The sequence below is a fragment of the Kangiella sediminilitoris genome, assembly GCF_001708405.1.
In the GTDB taxonomy this organism is placed as follows: domain Bacteria; phylum Pseudomonadota; class Gammaproteobacteria; order Enterobacterales; family Kangiellaceae; genus Kangiella; species Kangiella sediminilitoris.
The window spans coordinates 54,906-72,787 of sequence record NZ_CP012418.1 but is presented as its reverse complement, the minus strand read 5'-3'; the positions used below and the strand labels follow the sequence as shown (position 1 = coordinate 72,787).

Here is a 17,882-nt window from a genome sequence, read left to right as displayed (position 1 = left end):
CCGCTATTCTAACATTGATCGCAACACATTTGATACGTTCGACAGTTGCGCTCTTACCAGACAAACTGCTTATTACTGACTCGCTGGACTAGCTTGTTCTGAATCCGTAACGCCTCATCCAGCTTAATATAGGGAATCTCAACATGATGTGCCCCTACTATAGCCCCAGCGGTATCCACTTCCAGCTTTGCCATTCCGTACCGTCGGTCAAACAGGCTTTCTTTGACTTTTACCGTTTGGATCTTGCTTAACCGTACATAGGTTTCTTTCTTGAAAATAACGCCACTTTTAAATCCAACCATATCCTGATCAAGGCAGTAGGCGGTATTCTTAACATAGGCTTTGGCATAAAGAAAACTTAATACAATCAGTATAACAAAGGCTGTTGCGGCATAGGCCCAATGGCTTAGATAGAGCGGGACACTTAACAACAGGCTAAGTGCTCCCAGTCTTCTCAATATACGCTTCATGGCTGCTCTTTCGATGGGCATCCAGTCTACCGAATTCCACGATAATTCTGGCTGTAAATTTTCAAGAATGCTGTTTCGTTCGGATGCTCGAATCAATGGAGCAACTTCTTTCAGGGTAAGTCCCTGCTTTTCATTATTAACTCCGCCCGCCGTTTCAACGCTAACAGTTAGCCGCTTAAACCAACGATGCAGTAACGAGTTCCGAACCGTCAGCGTCTGGATGCGTGACATGGGTATTGTCGCCTGCATCCGCGTCATCAGGCCCATTGTTGCCTGGAGCTTGTGGTTGCGCTTAATCAGTTCGAAGTCATGTAACTTAAATAGGGCGAAGGTGATGGATAACAGCCACAAACCTAATAACCCCAGTATTCCTATTACCAGCCCATAAACTACGATGGTCAATGCGCCCAGATCACCAACGACACTATCAAAGCTAGCACTTAGCCAATCTGCCAATGAAATGATCTTAGTCTCAATGTAGTCCTTGATGAAACCGTCGCTTAATTGCGACATAAAACCGAACACTACCGCCAGAATCACCAGCCCTTTATTCGTAATCATTCCATAGCGAACAATTTCACCGAAAGGGAGTCTCAATAGTGCAGGCTTTTGCTGAGTCTGCTCCTGGGTTCCATCCTGATTCGATTTAATATCATCACTTTCACCATGTACCATGGCTTTCAGCTCTCGTACTGCGGCCATATCAACCACGTTGATCACAGCTTCTGGCTTGCCCCCGGAGGCTGACTCAAGCTGCACAGTGACGACCCCCAGAATTCGGTGCAATGGGTTCTGTGACAAATTCAGATTTTGAATTCGTTTATAAGGAACCTGGCGTTCATTACGAAATATAACTCCTTCCTTGACTCGAATTTGGTTAGGTTCAAGCCAATAGCGATAAAATCGATACTGTACAATTGACACCAGACTCACCACCAGAGCAATCGCCAGAGCAACATATTCCCAGTAGGATCCACCTGGACCTAGTAGTGCGATTAATATGGGAAAAAGAATCTTTTTGACGTTGTCCAGTAGGATAAATATTGGGGAAGACTTATGCAGTCTGCGCTCTTCCTTAGACTGCATCGCTATCACCTTCCTGTCTCAGTTCCTGACGAAGGTCGTTGGCTGTTTCAATTAGTAATCCATCAATGGGAACCGAGGCGTCTCGTGTGCCTGCAGTATAGACAATAAATTTACTCAATTTATAACGACGCTGTAAAGGTCCCTGTGAAACATCCGTATGCTGAATCCGATTGCGCGGCACTAACGTTTTATTTCTCCATATAACGCCATGCTGAATATGCAGTCCCTCATCCGTTAGCCAATACCAGGTGTATTGGTAGGACTTTTTTGCCCAGATAAAACCCATTAAAAAGATAAGAACAACTGCTCCTGCTGCAATGGAACCGATTAGCCAGTTTTCGGCAATAAACGACACCACAATGGCACCCAGCAGCAGGATACTGCAAAATATTGCATGTGCAATTCTCGACGCTTTAATCGAATCCGAGTGGAGTCTTTTTGCTTCTGATGGACGTTGCTCGGTAAGTGAGGTTATTTCTGGCATTCTTATCTCCTTTTTGTTGATTATTATAGTGTCTTCCTTTTATGTCGCCAGTTAGAAATTGTGACATTTTATGAGCTAAACTAATGATCAGTATTGCGCTTCCATGCCTCAAACCCACCTTGTAAACTATAAACGCAGCTAAAATCAGACTCTATCAGTCGATGTGCCGCATTGAAGCTTTTCTGTCCAAGCTGACAAACCACGACCACCGGCTGATCGGGATCCCAGTCGTTAATATGGCTCGCAAACTCTGTAATGGGTATTGATACCGTTCCACCACCCTCCTTTATCATGCTCTGAAAACCTTTTTCCTCACCACTAACATCAATCACTACCGGGCTATCTTCCTGGCTCATCCATTGTGCCAGTTCCGATGCTTCAATGAACTGAACCTGCTCGCCTTCTTGAGGTACAAATCGGCTCATGCTGTCATCATCTCCATCATTGATTTGGCTACGGCTTCTGGATCCTCGGCCTGAGTTATGGCTGAGATCATGGCAATCCCCGAGACTTCTGTATTTGCTACTTCTCTAAATCTCTCAAGATTAATCCCACCAATGGCAACCCACGGATAACCCTCAAGCAACTGCATCCATTTCTTTAAGTTGTCTATGCCATGGGGAATCCAGGGCATGTCTTTACTGTCCGTATGATACACAGGTCCGCATGCCAGATAGCTTGGCTTAATGGCATGGGCTCTCGCTACTTCATAATAGCAGTGGGTACTTAAACCAAGTCGCAAACCGGCCTGACGTATGGCTTCGACATCGGCATCTACCAGGTCTTCCTGTCCGAGATGCACCCCGTATACACCATGTTTTATCGCCAACTCCCAGTAATCATTAATGAACAGTCTGGCATTGTATTCTCGGGCTACTCGCTGAGCCTCTATAATTTCCTGCTCCAACTCCTCTCCTGACATGTCTTTTATCCTTAGCTGGATAGTCGACACGCCCAGCGGTAATAACCTTTCAAGCCATTTGGCTCTATCAACCACTGGATATAGTCCTATTTCTTTTTTTTCAGTACAGGGGAGGAAGCTTCCTTCCTCAGGTTCTCGCATGGAATAGTTAATCAGCGGCAAATCCCTGGCTTCATCTGGCCAGCATAAGGGTTTTAAAGGTCCTCTTTGACGCCCAATCTTTGTCGTTAAATCATAGCCATGACGTAGCCCCTGATTGAGTAACATCTTGCCGATAACAACCGAATCTTCCAGAGAATAGGACTGAGCCAATGCGGCACTTATTGCAGAGGATAGGATACAACCTGTACCACGGCTATTGTTTGTTTCCTGTTTCAGGCTGTGTAACCAGAATTCCTGTTGTTCGCTGATGAAGTAATCGTGCAGGTAGTTCCCACCGTCTGATTTTAGCTTCTCAATATGGCCTCCTTTGACCAGGACAGCACTAATACCCTGCTCTTGAAGATGCTTTGCAGCATCTTTAATCGACTGCTCATCACTCACCGTCATTCCTGTAAGTAATTCCAGTTCTGGCAGGTTTGGTGTTATCAGAGTCGTTCGGCTGAATAGGTTTCGGTATAACGATAGTGTCTCTTCAGTAACCAAAGTATTCCCCGACGTACTCATCATCACAGGATCAAGAATTAATGATCCGTCATAACTCTCTAGGAAATCGTTTAATACCTGAATTGAATCTTTGGTTGGAAGCAAGCCCACCTTTATCACGCGAGCGGGGAAGGCATCTTTTATAGCGTCGAACTGAGATTTAACTTGTTCAGCAGTTAGTGCGTTTACCGCTAGCACCTGTTGATTATTCTGCGCTGTCACGGCCGTGGTTATCGTGCATGGGTGAGCACCTAAGGCCTCAATCGCACGAATATCGGCTACCTGACCTGCCAGCCCGGAGCAGTCAGAGCCAGCAACCGACCAGACAATCGGTTTATTTGCTGATGACATGTTTATTGCCCCTTGTCTTGTTGCCAGAACGGAGTTCCCAGCACCGGTGTACTCGGCTTAGCAATATCCCTGACCGGCATGGCTCCTGCTCGATAGGCGTCATGACCAGCTTCTACTGCCTGCTTGAAGGCCTTCGCCATTCTGACTGGATCTTCCGCCTGGGCCACTGCCGTATTTAATAGCACTGCATCAAACCCCATTTCCATAGCCTGCGCTGCATGAGAAGGTAAACCAATCCCCGCATCAATCACCATCGGAACATTCGGTAAGCGCTGGCGCAATGTTTGCAACGCGTAAGGATCGCTCAATCCTCGACCTGTGCCTATTGGAGCCCCCCAAGGCATCAGTATCTGACAACCAGCATCCAGTAATCGCTGGCACAATACTAGATCGTCGGTGCAGTAGGGGAATACTTCGAACCCGCGCTTAATCAGTTCTTTACTGGCTTCAATCAGTTTAAATGGATCCGGTTGTAGATTATATTCGTCACCGATGACTTCAAGCTTGACCCAGTCAGTCTGAAAAATTTCACGCGCCATCTCAGCTGTGGTTACGGCCTCTTTTACGGTGTGACAACCGGCAGTATTAGGAAGCCACTGGCAGTCCAATTGATTAATCTGTTTCCAGAAGTTCTCACCGCCCTGTCCTTCCCGCCGCACTGATACAGTCACAATATCTGCTTCAGATGCACGGATAGCGTCCAGCATTATTTGTGGCGAGGGATATAAAGCCGTGCCTAGAAACAATCGACTGTTAACTTCTTTCCCACCGATTTCTAACATTTATCTACCTTTAACTTTATCCAAGCTATTGCTTTAACAAACAGATATATTGTCTGTCTAAGACAACGGTCCAAACCACGTAACAACCACGATTGGGTCGTTCTAATTTAACCACCCTGCATCGGCTGAACGATCTCTACCCGGTCATTCTCATTCAACACTGTTTCCTCATATAGAGAACGAGGCACAAACTCCATGTTAACAGCAATGGCAAAATTGCCGCTTTGCTCGAACCATTCAATAAACTGAGCCACTGTCATTTTTTGCTCAATCTCTAACGTTTCATCATTAACTATAATTTGCATGAGTTACCTTTGGGATGTTTTGCGCAAAGTCTTCCAGAGCCTGTTCGACCACCGCTGGCGCCATTAAAATACCGTGTCGATACAAGCCATTGATTCGGGTCAGGCCCTGATCCGTTTCAATCGTCGGGAGATTGTCGGGCAAGGCAGGTCGACAGTTGACCACACTCTTTATAATTCGCGCCTCACCAAAACCACGATGAACACTGTATGCCGCAGACAATAGTTCCAGACTGGAGCGCACCGATACGGAGCTATAATCTTCACTTTCTATTTCAGTAGCTCCGATTAAATATATATTGTCCGGTCTGGGTACCACATAAATTCGATAACGCGGATGAATTAATCGAGTCAGATGTTCTAAGGAAACATCGGGCGCCTGTAACCATAACAGCTCACCCCGCACCGCTCGTAATGGCAGATCATCCTTCGCTCCCAGTCCACGGCAGTCAAACGTCCAGTCAAAGTTGATGGTATTTCCGGCCACAGTAACTGCTCCACCCATAACCTCTTCGACCATTGTGTTGTGATGCCAGTTAACAGCCTCACTTTGTTCTAACTCAGACGCCAGCGCAGCCATCAATCCAATGGGATCTATCTGGCCTTCGCTGGGCAAGTATAATCCTTCACCTAAGTGCTCCAGGTCCGGTTCTATGCTTGATACCTGCACTTTTTCCACTGGATTTTGTTGCAAATCATCCTGATCAACTTTTCGCTGAATCAGGCGATAAAAATGATCCAGCTCAATCTTGTCACTGCCATGCGCTGTGACCAGAGAACCAATTTGTCTAAAAAATACCGGTTGTGTAAGCTCTGGCAGCCATTCCTGATAAAGAGACATCGAACGCAGGCCATATCGGAATATATCCGCTTCGGCCATCTCCAGCTCTGCCAACGGCGATAAGATACCCGCGGCAGCAAAAGAGCAGGCGGATTCCTCGTCCTTTTCTGCTTTATCGAATAACTCAACGCTGTAGCCAGACTTTACTAATCGCCAGGCTACAAACCGTCCTGCAATACCGGCTCCAACAACCGCTACCTTCATCACAATGTCTTACTCAGTTAGTTCCACGTAAATCTCGCCACCCTGCTTTTTAAATTCTTCTGATTTCTCTTTCATGCCGGCTTCGATCTTTTCCTTCTCAGCTGCATAGTCACGTACGTCCTGACTGATGCGCATTGAACAGAATTTTGGGCCACACATGGAGCAGAAGTGAGCGACTTTGGCTGAATCCTTTGGCAGAGTTTCATCGTGATACTCACGAGCAGTATCCGGATCCAGTCCCAGATTAAACTGGTCTTCCCAACGGAAATCAAAGCGCGCTTTGGATAGTTCATCATCTCGGTATCGTGCTCCCGGGTGACCTTTGGCTACGTCCGCAGCATGAGCTGCCAATTTGTAGGTAATAATGCCTTCTTTTACATCATCACGATTAGGCAAGCCGAGATGCTCTTTCGGAGTGACATAGCACAGCATGGCACAGCCATACCAGCCAATCATTGCAGCACCGATACCTGAAGTAATATGGTCGTATCCCGGCGCGATATCTGTAGTCAATGGTCCTAGCGTATAGAAAGGTGCTTCATCACAGGCCTCTAATTGCTTTTCCATGTTGTCTTTGATCATATGCATCGGCACGTGACCCGGGCCCTCGATCATAACCTGTACATCATGCTTCCAGGCAATTTTAGTCAGTTCGCCAAGCGTCTCTAACTCACCAAACTGCGCTTCATCATTGGCATCCGCCAATGAGCCAGGGCGCAAGCCATCACCTAAAGAGAAACTTACATCATAGGCTTTCATAATTTCGCAGATTTCTTCGAAATGTGTATATAGGAAGTTTTCTTTATGATGCGCGATACACCATTTAGCCATGATAGATCCGCCTCGTGACACGATGCCAGTAACACGATTTGCTGTCAGAGGAACATAGCGTAATAGTACCCCTGCATGGATGGTAAAGTAGTCCACACCCTGCTCTGCCTGCTCGATCAGGGTATCGCGGAACACTTCCCACGTCAGATCTTCCGCCACTCCATTTACTTTTTCCAGAGCCTGATAGATAGGCACCGTACCTATTGGTACTGGAGAGTTACGTAAAATGTAATCTCGAGTCGCATGGATATTTTTACCGGTTGACAGATCCATCACCGTGTCACCACCCCAGCGAATACCCCAGACCAGCTTTTCTACTTCTTCTTCAATACTGGAAGTCACAGCTGAGTTACCAATATTAGCGTTGATTTTCACCAGGAAGTTACGACCAATAATCATCGGCTCCAGCTCCGTGTGATTAATATTGGCGGGGATAATGGCGCGCCCTTCTGCAATTTCTTTCCGCACAAATTCCGGCGTAATCTCATCCGGAGTATTGGCACCGAAGGAATTTCCCTTTAGTCGGGCTTCACGCTCTTCTGAACTCAGGGTTTCCTGCCATTCCTGGCGACGCTGATTTTCACGGATTGCGATATATTCCATCTCAGGAGTAATGATGCCCTGACGTGCATAATGTAACTGTGTGACATTTTGACCCGCTTTTGCACGTAATGGTTTACGTTGCAAATCAGGATTGTGAGTAGCGAATGCCTTATCGTCATCAGTATAGCCGTTATCAATAGCTTTAATTTCACGGCCTTCATACTCCTCAACATCGCCACGGGCAAGTACCCAGTCACGACGAGTTTCAGCCAGACCTTTGCGAACGTTAATTTCCGCAGTGGGATCGGTATAAGGTCCCGAGGTGTCATAAACCGTAACTTTATCACCATTGGTTAAAGCAATCTCACGCATAGGTACGCGAATATCCTTGTGGATGTCACCTTCAATATAGATCTTTTTTGAGGCCGGAAGTGGATCGCGGGTTATGGTGTGTTTATTGAGTTCGATAGGATCATTTTTCGCCATGTCAGTCTCCAGAGATTGTGACCGGCGCAAAAAAGATAATAGGACAAGGGACTCACTGCACTATAGATAGTATCTTGCCCTTGAGACTACTCTTCCCTACGCCGATGCTAATCGGATCAGGTAATACGGGTTCTTAGTCAAAAATCAACTAAGTCTCAGCCTAACGCGCAATGGCTAAAATTAAGCCTTAATCGCTACGGCACCCCGAGAGATGTGCTCTATTATAGGGACTATGCGCTGATAATTCTATCCGTCCCGTATGATTTTTATACTTTCTACAAATACCAGTTCACAGGCGCCACCGCCAGTATCCTGTCGTGTCAGCGAACTTGTCCAGGTCCAGCCCTGCTCATTCGTCGCTTCAACCAACTTACCCTTAATTTCGATGATTTGGCCAGCCTTTACCTGCTCTAAGTCACTTTCTATCCAAGGCTCTGCAGGAATCATATGCATATTGGCGCTATGTGTCGCAATTTCGCTCTGAGAAATTGGAGCAGACTGATACTGATATCGATACCACCGGCCTGACTGACTAAAGTCGATATGTTTCAACACGCCTTCATCAGACATATTTCCCCAACCCAGAGCCAGGTCCATAGGTGACAACTCCGCCTCCCTGTCATAACGATAGTCTTCTCTCAATATTACTTTCGCTGTAATACTAAAATCAGCCAGCGGCTTTATTTCAAAGCCTTTGTATAAGAATGGTGGCTCATCGATTGTTTCTTGCTGTGGCTCATCTGGTGCAAAAACTCCCTCACCAAGCTCAACCTTTGAAGGCTGCTTTAGCCAGACAACGACAGCAACGGCTATAACAATCGCCAACCCTGTTTTTATAGACATATCTTGCTTATTTTTTCAAAGTGTTCCCAGTATACCTCATAGCAATAAAAAAGGCGGCCGAAGCCGCCTTGTTTTATTCAGGGGAGAGAGTCCGCCAACTATCTCACCAGTTTTATTGAGAATGGGTATTCGTATACGCCACCTTCGCTTGCTTTTATCGCTGCCAGAATGGTCACGATGAAATGGAATATCACCAGACCGAACAACAGTGGTATACCAATTAAGATAAAGCAAAGAATAAACGCCACACAGTATGCAATAAACATCGTGATATTAAAGTTTAATGCAGCCAATCCATTTTGAGCCACCAGCGGCATCTCTTCTTTTTTAAACAACCACACAAACAAAGGCCCTAATACCATACCAATCAGTGGTATCAGAGGAATCAGAGCGGCAAAACAGGCAATATGGCTCATCATTGCCCAGTTCTTTTCTTCAGCACTGGCTTTTTCGCTACTGATTACCTCGGCTTCGCCATCCACCACATTATCATCCTGATTCTGCGCTGATTCCTTATTTACTTTTTCAGCTTCATGGTCCGATTCGCGTTTATCGTCTTCGGGGTTGTGACCCTTACGGTCATCATGTTCATTTGTCATTTTGTGTCTCCTCAATCAATCACTCGACACATTTAGATTATCAAGAATTAATATTTCAAAGTGTTACTAAGCGTCATGCTTTACGACGATAATTTTCTGCTCCCATTTTCAGCATTACCAGCGAAGAGAGAACACCGTAACCCATTGATATTACTCGTAATTTATTACGAGCCTTGACGATTTAGAATATTTTGCGGAGAAAGTCTTTCTTCTAAAAAACCATTTAACTCATTGATTTATAAAGAAAGTAATTTAATTAGGCTAAATCACAAAACTATAAATATGAGATAAACTATTGAAATATAAGATTTTTATTTTTTGGTGATTTTTAGATAAATCACAATACACTATAATAACAGTCTAAAACTGTCCTCAGGAATACCGGATTCTAAGTGTCGACCTTGTCCTTGTTTTCCCTGGTCGATTTAGCTTCAAGTGCCATGTTTCTACCCTGAGATTTAGCTCTATAAAGCGCTTCGTCAGCTCGATCAATCAGCTGATCCATCGTTTCATTCTTATCATATTCAGCAACACCCAGGCTGACAGTAATATTAAACGGCTGATCGTTACTGCCAAAGGAAATTTGTTGTAAACCGAGACGAAGGCGTTCTGCTACCTGATAAGCGTTCTCAAGATTTGCCTGTGGCAATACGACTAAAAACTCTTCCCCACCGTATCGTCCAAGCTTATCCAATTGACGTAACATTGTTTGGCAAAATTCGCTTAACTTCTTCAGCACTTCATCTCCAACCACATGACCATGCTTATCATTAATTTGTTTAAAATTATCAATATCAAAAACAATGATACTGGCGTCAGCTGAATGTTGCTTGGCCTGTTCCAGAACAGTCTTACAATAACTTTCAATATGACGACGGTTAGCTACACCCGTTAAACTATCAGTCAGCGCCTGCTGTTTTAACCGCTTCGATAAGCCAAATTGGCGAACAATAAGTATCACCAATACGAGAGACAATAAACCGCCTAATACTATCGCCACCAGCTGCCAGCGCTGAGTCTTCTTTAATGCTTCTACTTCCGTTTCTTTTAATTTCTTTTCCGCTACCAGCTTCTTATTTTCTAAATCACTACGCTCACTATCAAATTGATAACGCAACACCAGTATCTGCTGTTGCTCCCTGTCTTTTTCCAGGATCCTGGATAACTCCAGATGTTTCTGCATCATCTGCAGTGCTTCTTTTTCCTGACCCAGCATTTCATAATTTTTTGAACGCGCTTCGTACAGCATTGACAGGTAACGACGGTTTCCTCCCCGTTTCATCAGATCCTCGGCCCTATCATAATACTCCACGGCTAACTCCGGCTGCTCCAGACCATCTAACGCCATCCCCATCTGCATTTCGATCATTTCATTACTGTTTGTAATTCCAAATTGATTGATTAGTTCTTGAGCCTGATCGAGCTGCTGCTTTGCTTCTGAGTATCGGTGCAATTTAATTAGTGTACCTGCCATTGCCACTCTGGCACTGGCCGCCTGACCATTATAGTCCTCCTGCTCATCTGCCAACTCTAATGCTTTCTTCTGCAAGTCCAATGCTTCGGCATACATTTCTTTATTATAAAATATGAAGCTCTTTTGGATAATTGTCTGTATCTGCCCCAGCAATAATCCCTGATCTACTGCAAGCTCCTCCATTTCATTGAAGTATTCAAGGGCTTTGTCATTGAATCCAATACGTCGATATGCGATCCCAATATCAAACAAAAGCTCGTCACCCGTAGCTTCTTTATTAGCCTGACCATAGAGCTCACGTGCTTTTAAACAGTCCACCAAAGACTCTGCAAACTCTCCGACTAGCGATCGAATGGAACATCTGAATGCCAGACCCCAGGCCCAGTATTCTTTATGACCAATTGACTTTGATGCTTCTATTGATGCATTGATAGATTCAATAGAGTTTTTCCACAAGGAGGTAGAGGCCTGAAATTCAGCAAGGCAATAGTAAAAGCGCGCGATAGCTTCCTGATCTTCTGCCTGTTTTGCTTCCGCAATATATTGCTCTGCAACTTCAATCCCTTTACTGAACTCAAAGCCATAACCGGTCATGCAGACATAGAATTCATATCGACGTCGCCGGATGTCATCACCCTCGGGGATAGCAGCTTCAAGCGACGCCATATATTCATCCCTATCCTCAAGAGTGACAATCTCTACTTCACCAGTATCAATACTCTCGTAGAGCTTATCGAAGGCAACTTGTTGCTCATTCAGAGAATCTTCAGCATTACTTGCATCTGTTGCATATGAAACTGAAACGGAGGTTAGGAGAAAAAAAAGTAGAGCAATTACCCTGAGGTTGCTGTTCGAGAATGCTATCCGGGACTGGCTCGACCGCCCCCGATTAACATCGTAGCTTTTATTGAAGCAAAGGAATTGTTGAGTGAAAGTTTGTAGCACCGATAAATCCACCTAATATGAACAGCACTTATAACCTAGCACAACTCAGGTCAAACACAAAGCTCACATTTTGGATAAATTTTACAAGTGGTTATACCAGTATCACAATTTAAACGGCCTAAGGATTATCCGTCTCATTCTGATCAATTTCCTCATCAATCAATCCCCTGGCCTGTGCCCTATGCAGCCACTGCTCTCTGGCAAGCTTTTGCATATCCCTGACCTCATCTACCTCGTCCATAATCTCCATACCAAGCAGTGTCTCGACCAAATCTTCAAGCGTCACTAAACCTCTGGTATCACCATACTCATCTACCACGAGAGCAATGTGCTGCTTCTGGTTAAGAAGAGTTTCCAGTAAATTAGGCAGGGACATTTCATCCAGCACACATACCATTTCACGCTGAATTTGCTTTAGCTCACAGTCATCTTTTCCCTGAGCCTGTGCCATCAATATGTCATCTTTTAGGACAAAAGCCGTTATGTCATCAATGTCCTCGCTGTAAATAGGGATCCTTGAAAACTTAGACTCTACTACATGATTAAAGACTTCCGCGATCTGATCATTTTCCTGCAGATAATGAATAACACGCCTTGGCGTCATGATATCCTTCGCTTTTAAAGAGCCTAGCCGGAAAAGGTTATTGATGATCCTCGACTCATGCTCATCAATATCTCCCGTTTTCTTACCCAACCCCGCCATTGCCAGGAACTCTTCCCGGCTGAAAATATGCTGCTGTTTTCCTTTAGAAATTAACTTCGTCAATCCTTCGGAGATCCATATTAATGGGTATAATGCTTTGGTTAACCAGCGGACGAATACTGCTATTACTGGAGCAAGTCTTTCCCAGTACACAGCGCCAATGGTTTTCGGCACAATCTCCGAGAAAAATAGAATCGCCAACGTCATCAGGGCAGAAAATAAACCAATCCAGGCATTACCAAAGACCACTGTTGCTTTTGCCCCGGCCACGATTGCTCCCACGGTATGAGCGATGGTATTCAGCGTTAAAATAGCCGCCAACGACCGATCCACATTATCCAGACGCAAACGTCGTAATAGTATCGCTCTCTTTGGTCTCTCCTGCTGAAGGTGCTCTATATAGGAAGGAGTTATACTTAACAGTACAGCTTCTGCAATTGAACATACAAATGAAAAAAATAATGCAATAAAAATGTAAACCGAAAGCAGAATAATATCCCACCGATCGACGGTGACCGCACCCTCCGCGGCCTCGACTCCGCTACTAAACAACAATAACAATGAAGTAACGATAATAGATACAGGTTTTATCTTCCCAAGAAGAATCATGCATAGCCTTGTTAAAAAAGGAGATAGGATGATTTTAGGGTAGTTTTAATGTGGATAGCAAATAAACAGCATTAGAAAAGCCCTGCGAGCAGGGCTTTAATTGCAAGGAAATATTATGGTAACAGGTGTTTTTTGAAGAACATCACCACCGCTTGTTGATAAACATCACGGTTTTCTTTCTTACGATAACCATGACCTTCGTTCAGGGCATTCATGTACCATACCTTATCTCCAGCTTCTCTCAGTGCAGCAACCATCTGCGTTGCTTCTGTTACGGGCACACGAGGATCATTCTCACCTTGAACAATAAACATCGGCACCTTAATTTTATCAACATGGTTATTTGGACTGATTTCTTCAAGGTGCTTTCTCATTGCCGGATCACGCTCATCGCCATATTCTACCCGACGTAAATCACGACGATAGTCCTGGGTATTTTTTAGGAAAGTTACAAAGTTTGATATACCCACAATATCGACAGCTCCTTTCAGTCTGTCGCTATAGTGGACAGCGCTGGCAAGAACCATATAGCCGCCATAACTACCGCCAATAACAACTACCCGATCTTCATCAAGATCCGGCTGGGTTTTAATCCAATCCAGCAATGCGCCGATATCTTTAACCGAATCCTCACGCTTAAAACCGTTATCAAGTGCGACATACTCTTTACCATATCCCGCTGAACCGCGGACATTTGGTGCTATGACTGCAGCCCCTACTTCCTCTATCCAAAGCTGCACCGTGCTGCTGAAGTTTGGTCGATATTGACTCTCTGGACCACCGTGAATTGAGATAATTACTGGGTGTGGACCGTCAGCTTTGGGTTTATATACAAAAGCAGGGATTTTTCTTGGTTCACCATTCACCTGATCAAAGGTAGGGTAATGCACTAGTTCTGGCTCAACAAATTTATCTGTGTTTAACCCACCTACTTCACTAAATGTCCAGCGCTCTAGTTTCCCGGACTTTAAATCCGACTGAATATCTAGGACAAAAACATCGGTTGGTGTTTTTGCAGTATTTAACTGAAGCGCCAACTTATCTCCATTCTTATTGAAAGCCAAGGAACCTGCGACACCTACTGGAAAATCATCAACTGCTACATAGTCAAGCGAGTCTGTATCAAGCAGATACAATTTGCTCATTCCGTCTTCATTGGTAGTGAATGCTGCCATCGACTTAGCATCGTTGAGAATGAAGTTATTAACATCCCACAGAATGTCTTTCGTAATAACTGTTTCATTACCGCTGGCCAGTTCTTTAACTACTAATTGATTAAAGTCGCTATAGCGATCCGTTAGTATGAATATACTTTCTCCATCAGCGGTAAAATCTAAGGCGAAGTTTCTCGACTTTTTTTCACTATTACCCGCAACTCGCGACAAACTATCTGAGGACAATTCCTTAACATGAACCATTGACTGATTTGCAGAAACATATTGCTGTACCAGTAACTTGTCACCACCTTCACTGAAAGCAGATGGTCCCCACCAGCTCCCATCCTCGGCCTGCACCACCATTTTATGCCTAACTTTTTCGTCTGAATCAACATCCGCTATCCAGATATCATTTGAACGGCCGTTGCGTTGTGTGCTTTGATAGGCCAGTTTACTACCATCATCATTCCACCTTAGCGCACCATTTCGAGATTCGCCGTCGGTAATCATTCTGTATTTACCGCTATCCAGATCCATCAGGAAAACCTGTGAGAACTCACTGCCTCCGGCATCCATAGTAAATGCCAGGGACTGGCTATCCGGGCGTATCGCTACTTGACCCACGGGTTCCTGAAAGAAAGTTAACTGGTGTCTGGCACCACCGGGTTTCAACACTCGATGTAGCTGGCTAACATCACCAAAACGAGTTTTGATATATAAACCGTTACCTGTCTCGGACCAGCCATTAAACGATGCTGAACGAACATTCTGGTATCTATTTAAATCGTCGACCAGTTGCTGCGGTATTTCAGGAATATCTTCCAGAATCAGGTTGCCATTATTTAACGTTCTTTTTTCAACTGTCGCTGCGGTCAAGCTTGCACTTACCAACAGACAGCCCAATACATAACTGAACTTATTCTTCATGAGCCTACCTTCGTACTTCTTTTAATTGATCTGTGAGACATCTTAATATTGCTATTATGGATATACAACTGAGACTACCTTAGCTAACTCAACGTCAATAAAAAGTCGACGTTACGTCTTAGGAAGCTTTAGTTAAGGAAGCGGAGCTACTTGATATCCACTATCCAATTTGTCTTTCAGCGGCGGGTATTGCAATATTTTTCGTTGAGGTTTAACACCTTTGCTTAACTTCTTATTCCATAAAAAAGCTATAAATAATGCGGGGATACTCCAGGCCAAAGCAATACCGGCACCAATCGAAATGCCGGACCCCGAAAATTCAGTCGAACTGGCCAGGATGTAAAGCATCGTTGCAACGGCGCCACCAACAGCAATGGTAAAAAATATAATCAATGAGTGTTTAACGACTTTTTGATGGATAGTCTGGCAGCTTTCACAGGCAGGTACTTTTATTATTTCACGAGCATCATCTTTTTTTACATTAACCTGATATATTTGTTCAGTGACTCTTTTTTCACAAAACCAGCATGTATTATCGTTGTTAGGCATATTTACTTCCTGTGTTTTAAAATATTCTTTAGGACGTTACCAGTTCACTGTTTCGATTCTATCAAACTGCTTCCAGGTCAACCTACCTTCCTCTCCCCCTTTAATCGCTGTTCCCGAGGGAAGGGTCAGACCAGGAACTGGGTTAGCCGATGTCCGGTAAGTCACAACAGGTAATAATACAAACGTCGAGACTAGTTCAGGAAGGACCTGTTCCATGGTTTTAAAGGTGCCTTCAATAGGCTCCAATGTGCTGGGGTCCCTGTTAGATGCGAACGCTGCTGAATGGCTCACTATTCTCCTTAATGCCTTTCTGTGCAGGCCATCTTTGATTCTGCCTATCGTTTCGAGTCTGTTCTCAAGATTAGAGTGAGTTACATAAAACTGCTCCTCGTAAACTTTATTATTTCTACTGTCAAATAGCGCATAGCGATAGATCCCAAAATTTACTATTGATACCGAACCAGCAGCCAGAACATTTCTTCTTAATAAAACTTTTAGCATTAATGCGTCATTTTTACCTGGATTAGAATTTACATTTAATATTGTTAAAGATTTTTTAAGTGATGCTTCGAAGTTCTCTTTATCATCCTCATCGAAGGCTCCAAGGCCAGTGGTTGAAAGAGGTCTCCCCGGTGTATAGCGGAAAATCGCATTATCTTCCACATGAAAGGAATTGAGAGTAACATTTTTTGATAAAGGGGTATTCGTTTTATCCGGTTTAACAAGCAGTACCCTTGTCCCACCTGTAAAACCACAAGCGATTATTAAAGGGAGTAGCAGTGTCAACAATACTGTACTAAAAGCCTTCATTGCGCGCTCCATTCAATACCCTTTCATTATTAATCCTTACTTACTAACCACCTTACCATAACTACTTTTTTTGCTCAGATTTTTGCTCTGAAAATTGGTATCAGAGTATTCTTAAGTGTTTATACTTAGTTTACTGAATAGGCTTTGACGCTGTCGAGATGGAGTTCGAAGGGTCCGTCCTTTTTATCATAAATATACAGCCCCATACCTTTAATTTCTGCTGGATTAATATTAGGTCCGCTAAGTTTAAATCCACGTATCTGAGGATAGAACTGTTCGAATGGAATATCCACTTCCATCCATTCACCATCTTTTGTATCGAAGTATGCCCAATAGTTAACTATGTATCCCCTCCATCGTGCATTACTCTGTAATTGCCAGATATAACGCCTACCATCAGCCTTAACCTTGATTCTTACGCCATCATATTCCGACAGGTCAGCATCAATCGAGCGTGTTATTACAGAGCTAAACCCACCACCATTAGTATTTGTACTACCTGAAAACACCATCAGATTTTTTTTCAGCTCAAACCCACCCTTACTTCGACCACCCATAACATTGTCATTCTGAACGTACCACTCAAAACTTTCAGTTTGTGGACTGAAATCAGTAATCATTAACTCCCTTTCACTACCAGCCCCTTGCACATCTTTAGATATCATCAGAGTCAATCCTAAGGTTATAGCCATCGCCATCCAGCATTTACACTTCATCATATATACCCAGCTTTTCCATTAAATCTTATTTACTTTAGTACTTAGCAAATGAATTTTTTGTTATGACTGCGTCACCTATTTCTATCTTATTCCAATGATACCAATTAACAGAAAAATCATTTGTAATTAAACCCTAGGATTCAGTCATTACCATTTTTTCTTTTTTATATTATGCTACTTCTTAACAGCAGGTTGTAAAAAGAGAGGACATGGATATGCTTCACGTTACTACTGATACAGCTCATGCATTGGCAATTCTTGAGCCTGAAGGCGCGTTAACCGATCATGACTTTCAACATGCCGCTCAACTGATAGATCCTGTTATTGAAAAGCACGGTAAGCTCAATGGCATTATCATCAGGACGCGCTCATTTCCCGGATGGGACTCCTTCGCTGCACTGATGTCACATTTACGCTTTGTTCGAGAACATCATAAACATGTCGGGCGTATTGCCTTAGTAACCGACTCAGCGCTGGGTTCTTTTGGTGAATCCGTAGCCAGCCATTTTGTCAGTGCTGAAATTAAGCATTATGCCTATGATGATTTTCAAGCTGCTAAAAACTGGGTTTTATTCGGGGAGTAGTACGACATTTCACATT

At 43.9% G+C, this 17,882-nt stretch carries 17 protein-coding genes and 1 riboswitch; of the genes, 1 reads left to right on the top strand and 16 read right to left on the bottom strand.

Annotation, left to right across the window (positions count from 1 at the left end):
* Window positions 1-53 precede the first annotated feature (53 nt).
* The 16 genes from KS2013_RS00370 to KS2013_RS00295 all read right to left on the bottom strand — a co-directional run bounded on the left by KS2013_RS00370 (window position 54) and on the right by KS2013_RS00295 (window position 17,282).
* On the bottom strand, window positions 54-1,556 hold the full coding sequence (locus KS2013_RS00370) for a PH domain-containing protein (protein ID WP_068988306.1): 1,503 nt from the start codon (window positions 1,554-1,556) through the stop codon (window positions 54-56).
* On the bottom strand, window positions 1,546-2,040 hold the full coding sequence (locus tag KS2013_RS00365) for a PH domain-containing protein (RefSeq protein ID WP_068988304.1): 495 nt from the start codon (window positions 2,038-2,040) through the stop codon (window positions 1,546-1,548). The genes KS2013_RS00370 and KS2013_RS00365 overlap by 11 nt, the downstream gene beginning before the upstream one ends.
* An 80-nt stretch (window positions 2,041-2,120) precedes the next feature.
* On the bottom strand, window positions 2,121-2,465 hold the full coding sequence (locus KS2013_RS00360) for a rhodanese-like domain-containing protein (RefSeq protein WP_068988302.1): 345 nt from the start codon (window positions 2,463-2,465) through the stop codon (window positions 2,121-2,123).
* Window positions 2,462-3,958, bottom strand: coding sequence for a thiamine phosphate synthase (thiE, locus tag KS2013_RS00355; protein ID WP_068988301.1), 1,497 nt, complete (start codon window positions 3,956-3,958; stop codon window positions 2,462-2,464). Before thiE ends, KS2013_RS00360 begins: the two co-directional genes overlap by 4 nt.
* A gap of 2 nt (window positions 3,959-3,960) precedes the next feature.
* Entirely contained in the window at window positions 3,961-4,740 is a 780-nt protein-coding gene (locus tag KS2013_RS00350; RefSeq protein WP_068988299.1) for a thiazole synthase, read from the bottom strand.
* Between the two features lie 107 nt (window positions 4,741-4,847).
* Window positions 4,848-5,045 carry a sulfur carrier protein ThiS gene (thiS, locus tag KS2013_RS00345; RefSeq protein WP_068988297.1) on the bottom strand — a complete coding sequence of 66 codons (198 nt, stop codon included), beginning with the start codon at window positions 5,043-5,045 and terminating at the stop codon, window positions 4,848-4,850.
* On the bottom strand, window positions 5,029-6,087 hold the full coding sequence (thiO, locus tag KS2013_RS00340; RefSeq protein WP_068988295.1) for a glycine oxidase ThiO: 1,059 nt from the start codon (window positions 6,085-6,087) through the stop codon (window positions 5,029-5,031). The genes thiS and thiO overlap by 17 nt, the downstream gene beginning before the upstream one ends.
* 9 nt (window positions 6,088-6,096) lie before the next feature.
* On the bottom strand, window positions 6,097-7,947 hold the full coding sequence (gene thiC, locus KS2013_RS00335) for a phosphomethylpyrimidine synthase ThiC (protein WP_068988293.1): 1,851 nt from the start codon (window positions 7,945-7,947) through the stop codon (window positions 6,097-6,099).
* 76 nt (window positions 7,948-8,023) lie between these two features.
* A riboswitch (TPP riboswitch) is annotated at window positions 8,024-8,164 on the bottom strand.
* A 29-nt stretch (window positions 8,165-8,193) separates the two neighbouring features.
* Complete coding sequence (locus tag KS2013_RS00330) at window positions 8,194-8,790, bottom strand: hypothetical protein (protein ID WP_068988291.1); 597 nt, start codon at window positions 8,788-8,790, stop codon at window positions 8,194-8,196.
* Window positions 8,791-8,888: 98 nt separating this feature from the next.
* The gene (locus tag KS2013_RS11890; protein ID WP_083217743.1) at window positions 8,889-9,389 is read right to left on the bottom strand and encodes a DUF4870 domain-containing protein; all 501 of its coding nucleotides are present in this window, start codon (window positions 9,387-9,389) and stop codon (window positions 8,889-8,891) included.
* 388 nt (window positions 9,390-9,777) lie between these two features.
* A complete protein-coding gene (locus KS2013_RS00320; protein ID WP_068988290.1) occupies window positions 9,778-11,808 on the bottom strand; it encodes a tetratricopeptide repeat-containing diguanylate cyclase in 2,031 nt (676 codons plus the stop codon).
* Between the two features lie 118 nt (window positions 11,809-11,926).
* Window positions 11,927-13,120: a hemolysin family protein gene (locus tag KS2013_RS00315; RefSeq protein WP_083217742.1), complete on the bottom strand. Its 1,194-nt coding sequence runs from the start codon at window positions 13,118-13,120 to the stop codon at window positions 11,927-11,929.
* A 113-nt stretch (window positions 13,121-13,233) separates the two neighbouring features.
* Window positions 13,234-15,204 carry a S9 family peptidase gene (locus KS2013_RS00310; RefSeq protein ID WP_083217741.1) on the bottom strand — a complete coding sequence of 657 codons (1,971 nt, stop codon included), beginning with the start codon at window positions 15,202-15,204 and terminating at the stop codon, window positions 13,234-13,236.
* A gap of 132 nt (window positions 15,205-15,336) precedes the next feature.
* On the bottom strand, window positions 15,337-15,753 hold the full coding sequence (locus KS2013_RS00305; RefSeq protein WP_068988289.1) for a hypothetical protein: 417 nt from the start codon (window positions 15,751-15,753) through the stop codon (window positions 15,337-15,339).
* A 36-nt stretch (window positions 15,754-15,789) separates the two neighbouring features.
* On the bottom strand, window positions 15,790-16,563 hold the full coding sequence (locus KS2013_RS00300; RefSeq protein ID WP_156768939.1) for a hypothetical protein: 774 nt from the start codon (window positions 16,561-16,563) through the stop codon (window positions 15,790-15,792).
* A 125-nt stretch (window positions 16,564-16,688) separates the two neighbouring features.
* The gene (locus tag KS2013_RS00295) at window positions 16,689-17,282 is read right to left on the bottom strand and encodes a CIA30 family protein (protein ID WP_083217740.1); all 594 of its coding nucleotides are present in this window, start codon (window positions 17,280-17,282) and stop codon (window positions 16,689-16,691) included.
* Between the two features lie 215 nt (window positions 17,283-17,497).
* Between KS2013_RS00295 and KS2013_RS00290 the strand changes: the two genes are divergently transcribed.
* Complete coding sequence (locus KS2013_RS00290; RefSeq protein WP_068994221.1) at window positions 17,498-17,866, top strand: SpoIIAA family protein; 369 nt, start codon at window positions 17,498-17,500, stop codon at window positions 17,864-17,866.
* Window positions 17,867-17,882 lie beyond the last annotated feature (16 nt).

Coding starts and splice junctions, on each gene's coding strand:
- KS2013_RS00290 (WP_068994221.1), top strand. CDS start 17,498: ATGCTTCACGTTACTACTGATACAGCTCATGCATTGGCAATTCTTGAG.
- thiS (WP_068988297.1), bottom strand. CDS start 5,045: ATGCAAATTATAGTTAATGATGAAACGTTAGAGATTGAGCAAAAAATG.
- thiC (WP_068988293.1), bottom strand. CDS start 7,947: ATGGCGAAAAATGATCCTATCGAACTCAATAAACACACCATAACCCGC.
- KS2013_RS00370 (WP_068988306.1), bottom strand. CDS start 1,556: ATGCAGTCTAAGGAAGAGCGCAGACTGCATAAGTCTTCCCCAATATTT.
- KS2013_RS00310 (WP_083217741.1), bottom strand. CDS start 15,204: ATGAAGAATAAGTTCAGTTATGTATTGGGCTGTCTGTTGGTAAGTGCA.
- KS2013_RS00350 (WP_068988299.1), bottom strand. CDS start 4,740: ATGTTAGAAATCGGTGGGAAAGAAGTTAACAGTCGATTGTTTCTAGGC.
- KS2013_RS11890 (WP_083217743.1), bottom strand. CDS start 9,389: ATGACAAATGAACATGATGACCGTAAGGGTCACAACCCCGAAGACGAT.
- KS2013_RS00300 (WP_156768939.1), bottom strand. CDS start 16,563: ATGAAGGCTTTTAGTACAGTATTGTTGACACTGCTACTCCCTTTAATA.
- KS2013_RS00365 (WP_068988304.1), bottom strand. CDS start 2,040: ATGCCAGAAATAACCTCACTTACCGAGCAACGTCCATCAGAAGCAAAA.
- thiE (WP_068988301.1), bottom strand. CDS start 3,958: ATGTCATCAGCAAATAAACCGATTGTCTGGTCGGTTGCTGGCTCTGAC.
- KS2013_RS00360 (WP_068988302.1), bottom strand. CDS start 2,465: ATGAGCCGATTTGTACCTCAAGAAGGCGAGCAGGTTCAGTTCATTGAA.
- KS2013_RS00330 (WP_068988291.1), bottom strand. CDS start 8,790: ATGTCTATAAAAACAGGGTTGGCGATTGTTATAGCCGTTGCTGTCGTT.
- thiO (WP_068988295.1), bottom strand. CDS start 6,087: ATGAAGGTAGCGGTTGTTGGAGCCGGTATTGCAGGACGGTTTGTAGCC.
- KS2013_RS00315 (WP_083217742.1), bottom strand. CDS start 13,120: ATGATTCTTCTTGGGAAGATAAAACCTGTATCTATTATCGTTACTTCA.
- KS2013_RS00305 (WP_068988289.1), bottom strand. CDS start 15,753: ATGCCTAACAACGATAATACATGCTGGTTTTGTGAAAAAAGAGTCACT.
- KS2013_RS00295 (WP_083217740.1), bottom strand. CDS start 17,282: ATGATGAAGTGTAAATGCTGGATGGCGATGGCTATAACCTTAGGATTG.